Here is a 13,798-nt window from a genome sequence, read left to right on the forward strand (position 1 = left end):
AAGGTTCTCCATGCTGTCCGCCCTGATACACCCGCAACTGAACGACTGCCGCCGCCTGTTCCTGCGCAATTACGAAGTCATGATCAACATCGGCGTCTACGAGTTCGAGAAAAAGGGCGAGCAGCGCTTGCTGATCAACGTCGACCTGTACATCCCGCTGGCGGTGTCGTCGCCGTCGCACGACCAGCTGGAAGAAGTGGTGGACTACGACTTCATGCGCAACACCATCGCCCAGCTGATGGCGCGCGGCCACGTGCAGCTGCAGGAGACGCTGTGCGACGACATCGTGCGCCTGATGCTGGAACACCCGAGCGTGCGCGCGGCGCGCGTATCGACCATGAAGCCGGACGTCTATCCCGATTGCGAAGGCGTCGGCGTGGAAGTATTCAAGATCAAGGACGCAGCATGAACGCCGTTATCGACAACGTGAAATCGGCCGAGAAAATCGCCCACGAAAACAACAAGCTGCACAAACGCCTGTGCCGCCTGGTCGGCCAGGCCATCGGCGACTTCAACATGATTGAAGATGGCGACAAGGTGATGGTCTGCCTGTCCGGCGGCAAAGACTCCTACGCCCTGCTCGATATCCTGATGACGCTGCGCGAACGCGCGCCGATCAACTTCGAGATCGTGGCCGTCAACCTGGACCAGAAACAGCCGAACTTCCCGGCCGATATCCTGCCGGCCTACCTGGAAAAACTGGGCGTGCCGTTCCACATCGAAAACCAGGACACCTACAGCATCGTCAAGCGCCTGATCCCGGAAGGCAAGACCACCTGCTCGCTGTGCTCGCGCCTGCGTCGCGGCATCCTGTACCGCGTGGCCGATGAACTGGGCTGCAACAAGATCGCGCTGGGCCACCACCGCGACGACATCCTCGAGACCTTCTTCCTGAATATGTTCTTCGGCGGGAAAATCAAAGGCATGCCAGCCAAGCTGGTGTCGGACGACGGCAAGCACATGGTGATCCGTCCGCTGGCCTACGTGAAGGAAGAAGACACCGAGCGCTACGCCGAAGTCAAAGGCTTCCCGATCATCCCGTGCGACCTGTGCGGCTCGCAGGAAAACCTGCAGCGCAAGCAGATCAAGGCCATGATGCGCGACTGGGAAAAGAAATTCCCGGGCCGTGTGGAAAACATCTTCTCGTCGCTGTCGACCGTGGTGCCTTCGCACCTGATGGACCGCGACCTGTTCGGCTTCAAGGACATCAAAGCCGACGGCATCGCCAACCCGGCCGGCGACATCGCCTTCGACGAAGAACCCTGCTCCACCCCGGCCACCGTTCCGGGTATCATCCCGCTGCAACGCGAGGAATGAGTGCTTCCTTTGCCCCCGGCTAGGAAGCGTCGTGACTAACCAGGGGTAAAGGATTGCAGATGAAAATCGAGAACAAGGCGCTCAGCGACGCGTCGTTGCTGAATTTTTCGCCGAAGAAGAATGGTGCGGGTGGCGATTTCGGCGCGCTGCTCAAGACGGCCGAAACCAAAAAGCCCGACGCCGCGTCCGAGCTGGAAGCCTATCTGAAAAAGCCGCTGGGTGAGCGCGTCGCTGCGGCGATCCGCAAGCAGCTCGGTATCTCGGAAGAGGAATACGCCGCCATGACGCCCGACCAGAAAAAAGCCGTCGACACCAAGGTGGCGGACCTGCTCAAGCAGAAGATGGATGAGGAAGTCGCCAAACAACAGGCGAAAGCATCATCCATGCAGTTTTAAATCAGAACTTCTGCGCGGTGCGCATCACCGGGTAGAGGTTGTAACGCTCATCCCACGAAGCGTGGCGCCTGGCGAAGAATTCCAGGCGCTTCTCCGGGCTCTTGTTGAAGGCCGCGTCGGTGTCGAGCTTCTTGCGGAACTCCTCGCGCAGCGCCGGATTGGCTTCCAGCTGGTCGCGCGCCACTTCCTCCGCCACGTAGTCCTCCATGTACTCCTTGCGCTCGAAGGCGTTATTGAATTCGCCCCACGCCAGCAGGCCGTCGGCGCCGCGCGGCTCCAGCATGGTCATCACCAGCCGCGCCTTCGGCTGCGCGATCGGCACGAACAGCGCGCCTTTCGACACCGCACGGCGCTCGCGCGCCCAATCCCCTTCCACCGCCAGCGACTGGTGGCCTTCGAACGACTGGGTGCCGAAGGTGGTCTTGGTGGCGCGGAAGGTCTCCACCTCGGCCGACATCTGGTCGTCCTTGATCACCTTGAAGTCGATGCCGTGCTGTTTCAGCTTGGCGCCGACCCAGCCCGCATCCGCCACCGGCACGATGTAGCCGCCCAGCGGCGCCTTCACGCGGAAGTCCGGCACGATTTCATCGCGCAGCGGCACGGTCCACATCTGCGGCTTGGTCTCGTCGTAGCGCGTCCACAGGCCGCCCGAAATCTCCGAATGCTCGCGCGTGTAGGCGTAGCCGGGGAACTCGATGGTCTTGCTGTTGTAGGTGGTGCGATAGCTGAGCGGGAACTCGCTGCCGCCCAGCGCCAGCGCGCGCGCGTCGGCCTGCTGCACCAGCTTCTGCCACTCCTTGCCATGCTGCGCCACTTGCGACAGCAGCGAGACGATGGTGTTGCGGGTGATGCGCACGCGGGTCGGATAGTCCTTCCACGAATGGGTTTCCACCAGCATCGCGAAGCGGTTACGCATCGGGAAGTAACCGGTCGAGAAGCGCGGCGTCGCCATGCTGTCGATGAAGCCCGACATCGGATCGTCTTCCTTGGCGAACGAGATGTAGAACTGGCGCGGATCGGAGCCCTGCGCCTTCAGGTCGGCCATCACATTTTTCTGCAGCGCCGCGCCGGCCACTTTCAAGTCCTCGTCGCCGCCGTGCACCGGCTCCACCTGCACCGAGATATCAGGCTGGAACTTGGCGCCATCGGTCACGTGCAGGTCGATATAGGCCAGCGGATCCCAGGCGTTCACCAGCGCCAGCATGGCTTGCATCTCCGGCGCATCGGCCTTCACGTAATCGCGATTCAGATTGTAGTTCTGCGCCGTGGTGCGCCAGCCCATTTCCACCGGGCCGCGCTGGTTCGGGCGGTTGTTCTTGCCGAAGCGCTCGTGGCCGTCGACGTTGAACACCGGGACGAACAACAGCACCTGCTTGTCCAGCGCCCCCGGCGCCGCCTTGTTCTCCAGCGCTTCGCGCAGCGCCAGGAAGCCCGCATCCTTGCCGTCGATTTCACCGGCGTGGATGCCGCCCTGCACCAGCAGCACCGGCACGCCCTTCTTCTTCGCCTGCTCGGCGGTCAGCGCGCCGGTGCGCGAGACGGCCAGCGCCAGCATCGGACGGCCTTGCGGCGTGCGGCCGAATTCAAAGCAGCGCACCTGCTTCGGATACGCTTTCTGGAACTGCGCGCACAGCGCGATCACTTCGTCATAGCGGCCGGTGGCCTGGAAGCCGGAGCGCTCGGAGACGGTGCTCAGCGGAGCGGCGGCAGGTGCGGCGGCCAGCGCGGAGGTGGCGGTGGCGGCAAGGGCAAGCAGGATGGCGGAACGTTTCATGGTTGGACTTCCAGCGTTGGGTTAAAAAATATTTAGCGATCGCGTATCGAGATTTCCATCACCTCATGCCGCAGCGGCGTCAACGGCCCGGCCGGCGCAGCGCTGCGCAGCGCCTTGGTCGTGACAGGACAGGCGCCGGTGCTGCGGTAGCTGAGCGCCGCCGCCAGCACACCCTCGGCCGGGTCGCCCTGCGCATGCGACAGGTCGTCCGCCACGCGGCAGGTCGGCGTGAAGCCGTCGGCGTAATCGCCAAAGCCTTTGTTATTGACGCCCTGCAGTTGGATCGCAAAGTAGGTGGTGCCGCAGTTGGCCGCCGGCGTGAACGCATACGGCTTGCCGCAGGTTTCGCCGCCGATCAGGTTCACTTCCACATCCACGCCGCGCAGGCTGTTGATGACCGATTCGCTGGCCGAGCAGGTGCCGGCCGCAGTCAGCACCGTCACGCGCTTGAGGTTCAGGTACGGCAGCGCGGTGCCGGCCTTGATGGTGTTGTCCGACTTGTAGCCCAGCGCCGCCGCCTGGAACATGATGGCGGCCTGCGGCGTGGTCTTGTCGTTGTAGATCGGTTTCTCAAAGATGCGGCCGACCGTGGCTTCCGGCCCCGCGATCATATACGCCAGCTCGCTGGCGATGCTCAGCAGGCCGCCGCCGTTGTAGCGCAGGTCCAGCACCAAGTCTTTTACGCCGGCGTCCTTGAAGGACTGGATGGCGTTCACCAACTGGCCCTCGGCCACTGCATTGTGTTCGCCGAAGTTCAGATAGCCGACCTTGCCGTCCGCCGTGTCCAGCACCTTGGCCAGGCGCACCGGCGGGATGGCCAGCTTGCGCGCAGCCAGCGTGGCCTGCATCACCGTGCCGTTACGGCTCCAGGACAGCAGGTGGCTCTCGCCTTCCGCCTTGGGCGCCAGTGCCGCGCTGATGGTGGCCTTGGCTTCGCTCGATGTATCGCTGACGGCAGCGCCGTCCGCCGACACCAGGCTGTCGCCGCGCTGCATGCCGGCCAGCGCCGCCGGCGATCCCGGTTCGACCATGCCGATGGTGTAGATGCGCGACAGCGCGGCGTCGTTGTTGCGCAGCCAGGTCAGGCCGTAGCCGAGCGCCACGCCGGACGAATTCAGCGCTTCCCAGGTCGCAGTGGGATAGGTGAAGTGGAAGCGGTCCTTGGGCCGGCCCGACGCAGTGACGGCCGAGGTTTTCAGCTGCGCGAAATAATCGATTGCGGTGCTGTAGTCCGCCATGTTCAGGTTGGCCGGAATTTCGCGATACCACAGATAGGTGGCGTCGAAGAAGGAGTGCAGCCAGCGCATTTCCTCGTTCAGCGTACCTTGCACGTCCGGATAGCCGGTGCCGCGCGGCGCGGCGCAGTGGTTGAGCAGGGTGTGCCACTCGGGCAGCGACGGCGTGGTCGGATCGGTCGGCGTGGTGGGCGTGGTCGGATCCGTGGGCGTGGTCGGCGCGGTGGGCTCGGTCGGCGTGGTCGGTGTCGCCGGCGTCGTCCCGGACGAGCCGCCGCAGCCTGCCAGCAGCGCTGCCGTTACCGCAGCGCCGGATAAAAGGAAGTGAAATTTCATTCAAGAATTATATCTGCGCCTGCCGCCGGCAATGCCAAGGTTACAATCTTCTTACAAATTACTTTGCAGGTCGGGATCGTGGCGCAGCAGCGCCGCCAGCCAGTCGGCAAACACGCGCAGGCGCGGCGAGGACATGCGGCCCTGCGGATACAGCAGCGAGATCGGCATCGGCGGCGGCGGCGTGTCGGCCAGCACTTCGACCAGCGCGCCGCTGGCCAAGTGGTCGCGCACCTGATACGCCGCCGCCTGCGCCAGTCCCAGTCCCTGCAAGGCGCAGCTGACATTGGCCTCGGCGTCGTTGACGGCAATCGCGCCCGGAATGGCGGTAATCATCACGCTGCCCTCCACCACGAAATCCCAGTCGTAGGGACGACCGGTGCGGCCGGAGAAGTGCATCACGCCGCGATGCGCGCTCAAGTCGCTCCACGCCTGAGGCACGCCGTGCGCCGCCAGGTAGGCCGGCGAGGCACAGGTGAGGCAGCGCATGCCGCCCAGCGGCCGCGCGATCATGGCGGAATCCTGCAGCACACCCACGCGCAGCGAACAGTCCAGCCCTTGCTCGGTCAGGTCTTGCACCCGCTCGTTCAAGCTCAGTACCAGATCGACTTCGGGATAGGCGCGGCAAAAGTCGGCAATGTGCGGCACCACGGCGTAGCGGCCGAAGGTGCCGGGCAGTTCGACCCGTAGCTTGCCGCGCGGCTGACCGCCGCCCTGCCCCCGGTACGTCCCTTCGGCATCTTCCACCGCCTGCAAAATCTCGAGGCACTTGCGGAAGTAGTCGGCGCCATCCGGCGTCAGCGACAGGCGGCGCGTGGTCCGCTGCAGCAACTGAGTGCCGAGGAAGGCTTCCAGCTTCTTGATGGTGGCGGTGAGCGCGGCGCGCGGCAGGTCCAGCGTCTCGGCGGCCTTGGTGTAGCTGTTGGCCTCGACGATGCGGACGAAAGCCTGCATGGCTTTGAGTCGGTCCATGATTGTTCACATAATGTGAAAAGTATAGGTGCATTATGCCCTAATTATCTTTACCCAGCTTTTGCCTACACTTTGCTCATCGAGATACCCACTGGAGAACCATCATGAGCAAACAAGAAGACATCAGCCCTGGCATGGTCATGCTGCTGGCCACGGCGACCGGCCTGATCGTGGCCAGCCTGTATTACGCGCAAACGCTGGTCGGCCCGATCAGCGCCTCCACCGGCCTGTCGCCCGAAGCGGCGGGCCTGATCGTGACACTGACGCAGATCGGCTACTGTCTCGGCCTGCTGTTCATCGTGCCGCTGGGTGACCTGCTGGAAAACCGCCGCCTGATCTTCACCGGCCTGCTGTTCACCGCCACCATGCTGGTGCTGGCCGCGATCAGCAACAGCGCGTGGATGTTCCTGATCGCCGCGCTGGGCATTGGCCTCGGCTCGGTGGCGGCGCAGATCGTGGTGCCGTTTGCGGCCCACCTGTCGCAAGAAGCCAAGCGCGGCGAGACGGTCGGTAAAGTAGTCAGCGGCTTGTTCCTGGGCGTGATGCTGTCGCGTCCTGCGGCCAGCCTGATCGCCGACGCCACCAGCTGGCACGTGGTATTCGGCGGCGCCGCCGTGATCGTGACCGTGCTGGCCTTCGTGCTGCGCGCCAAACTGCCGCAGCGCATGCCGAACCACCACATCACCTATCCGAAGCTGCTTGGCTCCTTGTGGCACCTGTTCCTGCAAACGCCAGTGCTGCGCCGCCGCGCCGCGTATCACGCCGGCCTGTTTGGCTCCTTCAGCCTGTTCTGGACCGTGACGCCGCTGATGCTGGCCGGTCCGACCTTCCACCTGTCGCAAACCGGCATTGCGGTGTTTGCGCTGGTCGGCATGGCGGGCGCCATCGCCTCGCCTGTCGCCGGCAAGCTGGCGGACAAAGGCCACACGCTGGTGGCGACCGCCGTTGCGCTGGTGTTGGGTATTGTGGGATTTACGCTGCCGATGATTGCGCCCGGTTCGCGCGAAGTGGCGCTGGCACTGCTGGTGATCGCATCGATCGTGCTGGATATGGGGGTGGCGGCCAACCTGGTGCTGGGTCAGCGCGCCATCTTCACGCTGGGTGCGGAAGTGCGCAGCCGATTGAACGGCGTCTACTTCGCGGTGTTCTTCGCCGGTGGCGCGCTGGGATCGGCGCTGGGCGGCTGGATGTACGCCGCCCACGGCTGGCACGCCGCGCTGTTGACCGGTGCTGCGTTCAACGGCGCGGCGCTGCTGTACTGGATTACCGAGTGGCTTAGCCGCCGAAGTGGTAGTTCAGCTCAACCCAGCCTTGACGGCCAACCGGGCTGAAATTACCAACCGGGTAGTACGGCCAGCCGGCGCTGTTGTCGGCCTTGACCTGGTTGAACAGGTTGTTCACCGCCACCGACAAGGTGGTGCGTTCATTCAGGCGGTACACCACGCTGGCGTTGATCAACGTGGTCGGCGTCAGGAAAGCGTCGCCGGCCGCGTTAGGCGCTTTGCCGTAGCGCTGGAAGAACAAGGTGTTCGACCATTTGCCGTTGTTCCAGGTCACGCTGGCATTCAGCTTGTCGCGCCAGTCGTAGTTGGTCAGGTCTTCCAGATCGTCGTTCAGCGCATCTCCGGCAAACTGGCGCGAGTGCTTGTTCAGCGTCTTCGAGTAGTTGACCTTGGTGATGACGTTGCCGTAGTCCTTGGTGCGGAACACGTACTTGCCCGAGATGTCGATGCCATCCACGCTGGTGGTGGCCGCGTTGATCGGGTTGACCAGGATCGACTTGATCTCGCCCGGCTTGTTCAGCGCATTGTCCGGGTAGCGGGTAATACGCGAAATCGCATCGGCGCAAGTCGGAGAAGTCAGGTCGCCCTTGATGCGGCAAGCCGCTTCGTCTCGCAGCAGATTGTCGGCGCTAAGATTGGTGACCAGGTCGCCGATCTTGATGTTCCAGTAGTCCAGCGATACATCGAAGTCCGCGCTAGGTGACCACACGATACCGAGGCCGGTCGAACGTCCCTTCTCGGAGCGCAGGTCCTTGCTGCCGGTCTGCACGTAATCGGCGCCCGGCGAGTAGTTGGCGAACTCGCAGTCGGCCACCGCCTGGCCGGCCTTGGCGCAGCGGTAGTAGTCGGTGGTGGACGAGTAGTAGCCGGTGCCGCGTGCCTTGAAGATGTAGTTCATGTCCGGCGCGCGGAAGCTGGTGGCGTAAGTGCCGCGCACCAGCAGCTGCTGGACCGGACGCCATTCCACACCGCCGTTGTAGGTGAACTTGCCGTCATCGCGGCCCGCGAAGCTGTACTTGTCGTAGCGGCCCGCCAGCGTGGCGTTGATCGACTGGATCACCGGGATATTGGCTTCCACACCGGCCGCGTAACGCTTGCGGGTACCGGCGGTAACGTCAGCGCCGGTGAGGGCGTTGAAGTAGCCCTGGTTGATACGCGCGTCAGGCGTATTTGAGAAGCCCTGCTTGCCAAGCTCCGCGACCGCCGCCACCTTGACCGGACCGGCCGGCAGTTCGAAGGCATCGCCGTTGGCCGACAGGCTCAGGGTGTTGGTCCACGACTTGTCGTCGCTGACAGACGCGCCGGTGATGGAGTTGAACTCCTGCGGCGTCAAGCGCTTGGTCAGGCGCGCCGGATCAGGTGCGTAGATTGCCACGCCGTTCTTGTCCACGCCCAGTTGCGGGCCGAGGAAGAAGCTGTCGATCGTCGACAACGCACGCGGACGATGGTCCTGGCTCTTGTACAGCGAAGCGGTGTAGCCGGCTTCATAATTCCAGCTGGTGCCCGGAATGACGCCGCGCGCGCCGAACGACAGCGAGCTGGCCTGGTCATCCCAGTAGCGGTTGTAGCGCTCCACGCCGCCCATTTCTTCCGGCGAGATGTAGCGGTTCCATGCCTCGTAGGCGTTGGTGTTCTGGTTCCAGAAGTAGGAATCGGTCAGCGAGCGCGAGGTCCACGACGGGCCACGCGTGTTGTTGGTGCTGCGGTTCTGGCCGAACAGTGCTTCCGCGTACAGCGTGGTCTCCGGCGACAGCTCGTAATTGGCGCTGCCGAACACGTTCTGGCTGCTGTTCTTGGTCTGCGTGGTCCAGTAGGTTGGGCCGACTTTCGGGCTGGCGCAGTAGCTGCCTGCCTTGGCCGTGTACTTCACCGTGCTGCCGCCGAACATATCGCCGATCGCCGAGCAGGTGTCGCCCAGGTCGACATACTTGCCGGTGCTGACGTTCTTGCGGCCAAGGACCGAGGTCGGCGCCACGCCGGTTTTCGCGGCCATGAAATCGCGGTCGGCGCTCCACAGCGGATCGCGTTCCAGCAGTTCGACGCTAAACAGCGTATTCAGCTTGTCGAAGCTCTTACCACCGGTGAACTGCAGGCGCTGGTCGCCAGCGCCGCCGCGCGAGGTGCCGCCGGCCTTCAGGTTGATGTCGTAGCCATCCGCCTTCTTCTTCAGGATGATGTTGACCACGCCGGCCACCGCGTCCGAGCCGTAGACGGCCGAGGCGCCGCCGCTCAGGATTTCAATGCGCTCCACCACGCTCGATGGAATATTGGCCAGGTTGGTGAAATTGACCGTGCCGTCATAGGCGATCGGGAAATCGGCCATGCGGCGGCCGTTCAGCAGCACCAGCGTGTGATTCGGGCCGAGGCCGCGCAGGCTGATGGCATTGGCGGACGGCGTGAAGGTATTGCCGTAGTCGGCGCCCTGCACGAAGCCGCTGTTCTGGGTCTGGTTGGTCAGGGCGTCGAAGACGTTGCGGTAGCCCTGCTTGGTGATGTCGTCGGCGGTAATGACGGTGACGGCCGACGGGCCTTCCGTACCGGCGCGCGGAATACGCGAACCGGTGATCACGACAGCCGGCGGCGTGGTAGCCGCCACAGCATCCTGCGCCAGCACCTGGGTAGGGCCGGCCACGCCGCACAGCAGCGCGATAGCGCCTGCCGCCAGCGGGTTCAATTTGAATTTTATTGTCATTGAAGTGGTCCAGATTTGTAAAAGGCTGCCACCTTAACAAGTACGACCACAATACTGAACGAATGTTTTGTTACTAGCTTATTCAGTTATGCACTATTTGGGTGCATGATAAAAAAGCCGGGGATTACCCCCGGCTCGGTCAAGAATAGCAAAATTTTAAGCAGCGTGCGGAGCGGTAGCTTCGGCGGGCTTGCCGAAGACGGCCAGCAGGGCGGCCTCCTTCTGCTTGGCCGCTTTCAGGTGGCGCTCCTTCACGTGGCCGTAGCCGCGGATGTCTTCCGGAATGCTGGCGATGGCCACCGCTTGCGGCAGGTTGTCCGCCGTCAGCTTCGGCAGCAGGCTGCTGATGGTCTGGCGGTATTCGCCGATCAGCGCACGTTCCATCTTGCGCTCTTCGGTGTAGCCGAAGACGTCCAGCGCGGTGCCGCGCAGGCCTTTGAATTTGGCCAGCACGCCGAAGGCTTTCAGCATCCACGGGCCGTATTCCTTCTTGACCAGTCGTCCCTGCGAGTCGTGCTTGGCCAGCAGCGGTGGCGCGAGGTGGAATTTCAGCTTGATGTCGCCGTCGAACATGCCGGCGATTTTTTGCCGGAAGGCGCCGTCGCTGTACAAGCGTGCGACTTCGTATTCGTCCTTGTAGGCCATCAGCTTGTAGAAGTAGCGCGCCACAGCTTCGCTCAGGCGGGTGCTCTTGCCCAGCTTGGCCTCTTCAGCGCGGACTTGTTCGACAAACGATTTATACTGTTTAGCATAATTCGCGTCCTGGTATGCGGTCAGCAGGTCCACGCGCTTGGCGATCAGGTCATCCAGCGTCTGGATGCGTTTGAACTCGATCACTTTCGCCGGGGTGGTCAGCTTGGTTACCGAACCCAGATCGTGCGCCGCCGTACGGCCCCAGTTGAAGGCGGCCTTGTTGAAGGCGACCGAGACGCCGTTCAGTTCAATCGCCTTGATCAACGACGCTTCCGTCAGCGGCACGTGGCCTTTCTGGAAGGCGTAGCCCAGCATGAACATATTGGTGGCGATGGAGTCGCCCATCAGCGCGGTGGCGATCTGCCCGGCATCGACGAAGGAGACGTTGTCGTTGCCGCAGGCGCGGATGATTTCACCGCGCGAGCCGGCGTCCGGGAACTGCCAGTCCGGGTTTTTCACGAAGGCTGCGGTCGAGGAACCGGTCGAGTTGATCATCGCATGCGTACGGCCTTCGCCCATGCGCGACAAGGCGTCGCGCGAGGCGGTGACGATCAGGTCGCAGCCTACCACCAGATCAGCGCTGCCAGTGCCGACGCGGGTCGAGTGCAAATCGGCTTGTTTGTCAGCCAGGCGCACGTGCGACATGACAGGGCCGCCCTTTTGCGCCAGGCCGCTCATGTCCAGCACGATGGCGCCTTTGTTCTCGACGTGCGCCGCCATCGCCAGGATCTGGCCGACGGTCACCACGCCGGTGCCGCCGATGCCGGTGATCAGGATGCCGTACGGCTGCGCGGTCGATGGCAGCGTCGGCGTCGGCAAGGCCGGCATAGGCGCATCGCCCACGGCGGCCTTCTTCGGTTTCTTCAGCGCGCCGCCTTCCACCGTCACAAAGCTCGGGCAGAAACCGGTGGTGCAGGAGAAGTCCTTGTTGCAGGAGGACTGGTTGATCTGGCGCTTGCGTCCCAGTTCCGTCTCCAGCGGCTCCACCGACAGGCAGTTGGACTGCACCGAGCAGTCGCCGCAGCCTTCGCACACGGCTTCGTTGATCACGGCGCGCTTGGCTGGATCCGGGTATTCATTGCGTTTCCGGCGGCGGCGTTTTTCGGAGGCACAGGTCTGGTCGTAAATCATGGCCGACACGCCCGGCTTGTCGCGCAGTTCGCGCTGCACGTCCATCAATTCGCTGCGATGGCGCACGGTGACGCCCGGCGCCCAGTTGTAATCGGCTGGATATTTATCCGGTTCGTCGGTCACCACGATAATCGGCGTCACGCCCTCCGCCGCGATCTGGCGCGAGATCATGCCCGGATCGAGCGGACCATCGAACTGCTGGCCGCCGGTCATGGCCACCGCGTCATTGAACAGGATCTTGTAGGTGATGTTGACCTTGGCCGCCACGGCGGCGCGGATCGCCAGGATCCCCGAGTGGAAGTAAGTGCCGTCGCCCAGATTGGTGAACACGTGCTTCTCGTTGGTGAACGGCGCCTGCCCCACCCACGTCACACCTTCCGCGCCCATGTGGGTGAAGGTGGAGGTCTCGCGGTCCATCCACAGCACCATGTAGTGGCAGCCGATGCCGGCCAGCGCGCGCGAACCTTCAGGCACTTTGGTCGACGAGTTGTGCGGACAGCCGGAGCAGAAGAACGGCGTGCGGTCGGTCTGCGGATTCGGCTTGGACGGCAGCGTCTTCAGCGCCGCTTCCTTCGCTTCCAGATAGGCGACGCGCTCCTGCACGCGCTTGGCGACAGGATGGCCGTCGCAGTAGTGCGCAATACGCGAGGCGATGGCGCGCGCGATCTGCGCCGGATTCAGTTCATAGGTCGCCGGTAGCAGCCAGTCGCCGTGGCCGGTCTTGCCCTTGTTGCTCCATTCGCCGGTGTCGTCGAACTTGCCGACCACGCGTGGACGCTCGCCGTCCGGCAGGTTGTACAGCTCTTCCTTCAGCGCGTATTCAAGGATCTGGCGCTTCTCTTCCACCACCAGGATTTCGTCGAGGCCCTTGGCGAATTCGTGCACGCCGTCCGCTTCCAGCGGCCAGGTCATGCCGATCTTGTACAGGCGGATGCCGATATCGGCGGCGGCCTGTTCGTCGATGCCCAGGTCGGCCAGCGCCTGGCGCGTATCGAGATACGATTTGCCGGCGGTGATGATGCCGATCTTCGGCTTCGGCGAATCCCAGATAATCTTGTTCAGCTTATTGGCGCGGCAGTAGGCCAGTGCGGCGTACCACTTGTAGCTGTTCATGCGCACTTCCATGTCCAGCACCGTGTCCGGCCAGCGGATATTCAGGCCGCCTTCCGGCAGTTCGAAGTCGGTCGGCAGTTCGATCTGCACGCGGTCCGGATCGAAGTCCACCACCGCGCCCGATTCGATGATGTCGGTCACGCACTTCATCGACACCCACAGTCCGGTGTAGCGGCTCATGGCCCAGGCATGCAGGCCGTAGTCGATGTACTCCTGCACCGACGATGGGTACAGCACCGGAATGCCGCAAGCGTTCAGGATGTGGTCCGACTGGTGCGCGGTGGAGGACGACTTGGCCGCGTGGTCGTCGCCGGCCAATACCAGCACGCCGCCGTGCTTGGCCGACCCAGCGTTGTTGGCGTGCTTGAAGACGTCGCCGCAGCGGTCCACGCCGGGGCCTTTGCCGTACCACATGGAGAACACGCCGTCGTACTTGGCGTCCTTGAACAGATTGGTTTGCTGCGTGCCCCACACGGCCGTCGCGGCCAGGTCCTCGTTCATCCCGGGATGGAATTTGACGTGGTGTTCGTCGAGGTACTTCTTGGCCTTCATCGCGGTCATGTCGACGCTGGTGACAGGCGAACCGCGATAGCCGGTGATGTAGCCTGCGGTGTTCAGGCCTGCCTTGAGGTCACGCTCGCGCTGCATCATCGGCAGGCGGATCAGCGCCTGGGTGCCGGTCATGAAGGCGCGGCCGCGCTCCAGGGTCCATTTATCGTCGAGGGTGATGGTGTCGGGATCGACGGCGATGTCTAGCTGCGTACCCTTGTGAGGTGCATTCATATTGTCTCCAAATATTCGGCCCGGTGCTCGGTCTAAGCGCTTTGCTACCAGTAGCGCCCAGTATAGACCTGCGTGGA

Annotated in this window: 9 protein-coding genes; 4 read left to right on the forward strand and 5 right to left on the reverse strand. The window is 63.4% G+C overall.

Annotated elements, in window-relative coordinates; all coding sequences use genetic code 11:
* Positions 1-10 precede the first annotated feature (10 nt).
* From BMZ70_RS23975 to BMZ70_RS23985, 3 genes are read left to right on the forward strand one after another with little or no spacing between them, the layout of a single operon-like run.
* Complete coding sequence (locus BMZ70_RS23975) at positions 11-409, forward strand: dihydroneopterin aldolase (RefSeq protein WP_092280212.1); 399 nt, start codon at positions 11-13, stop codon at positions 407-409.
* The gene (ttcA, locus tag BMZ70_RS23980; RefSeq protein ID WP_092280214.1) at positions 406-1,317 is read left to right on the forward strand and encodes a tRNA 2-thiocytidine(32) synthetase TtcA; all 912 of its coding nucleotides are present in this window, start codon (positions 406-408) and stop codon (positions 1,315-1,317) included. Before BMZ70_RS23975 ends, ttcA begins: the two co-directional genes overlap by 4 nt.
* Positions 1,318-1,376: 59 nt before the next feature.
* A complete protein-coding gene (locus BMZ70_RS23985; RefSeq protein WP_092280216.1) occupies positions 1,377-1,712 on the forward strand; it encodes a hypothetical protein in 336 nt (111 codons plus the stop codon).
* Position 1,713: 1 nt separating this feature from the next.
* Here BMZ70_RS23985 and BMZ70_RS23990 read toward each other — a convergent pair whose 3' ends face one another.
* The 3 genes from BMZ70_RS23990 to BMZ70_RS24000 are packed head-to-tail and all read right to left on the reverse strand — an operon-like array spanning position 1,714 to position 6,026.
* Complete coding sequence (locus tag BMZ70_RS23990) at positions 1,714-3,486, reverse strand: M14 family metallopeptidase (protein WP_092280218.1); 1,773 nt, start codon at positions 3,484-3,486, stop codon at positions 1,714-1,716.
* A gap of 32 nt (positions 3,487-3,518) precedes the next feature.
* On the reverse strand, positions 3,519-5,057 hold the full coding sequence (locus BMZ70_RS23995) for a S41 family peptidase (RefSeq protein WP_175500816.1): 1,539 nt from the start codon (positions 5,055-5,057) through the stop codon (positions 3,519-3,521).
* A 51-nt stretch (positions 5,058-5,108) separates the two neighbouring features.
* Positions 5,109-6,026: a LysR family transcriptional regulator gene (locus tag BMZ70_RS24000; RefSeq protein WP_092280220.1), complete on the reverse strand. Its 918-nt coding sequence runs from the start codon at positions 6,024-6,026 to the stop codon at positions 5,109-5,111.
* A gap of 104 nt (positions 6,027-6,130) precedes the next feature.
* On the opposite strand from BMZ70_RS24000, the gene BMZ70_RS24005 reads away from it, so the two are divergent.
* Positions 6,131-7,357 carry an MFS transporter gene (locus tag BMZ70_RS24005; RefSeq protein WP_092280221.1) on the forward strand — a complete coding sequence of 409 codons (1,227 nt, stop codon included), beginning with the start codon at positions 6,131-6,133 and terminating at the stop codon, positions 7,355-7,357.
* Here the strand turns inward: BMZ70_RS24005 and BMZ70_RS24010 are convergent.
* Both BMZ70_RS24010 and BMZ70_RS24015 read right to left on the reverse strand, forming a co-directional pair.
* Positions 7,302-10,001 (reverse strand): TonB-dependent receptor plug domain-containing protein, encoded by a 2,700-nt coding sequence (locus BMZ70_RS24010; RefSeq protein WP_092280223.1) that lies wholly within the window; start codon positions 9,999-10,001, stop codon positions 7,302-7,304. The two genes, BMZ70_RS24005 and BMZ70_RS24010, sit on opposite strands and share 56 nt — an antisense overlap.
* A gap of 156 nt (positions 10,002-10,157) precedes the next feature.
* Positions 10,158-13,721 carry an indolepyruvate ferredoxin oxidoreductase family protein gene (locus tag BMZ70_RS24015; protein WP_092280225.1) on the reverse strand — a complete coding sequence of 1,188 codons (3,564 nt, stop codon included), beginning with the start codon at positions 13,719-13,721 and terminating at the stop codon, positions 10,158-10,160.
* Positions 13,722-13,798 lie beyond the last annotated feature (77 nt).

The sequence above is a fragment of the Duganella sp. CF402 genome (genome assembly GCF_900109645.1).
In the GTDB taxonomy this organism is placed as follows: Bacteria; Pseudomonadota; Gammaproteobacteria; order Burkholderiales; family Burkholderiaceae_D; genus Rugamonas.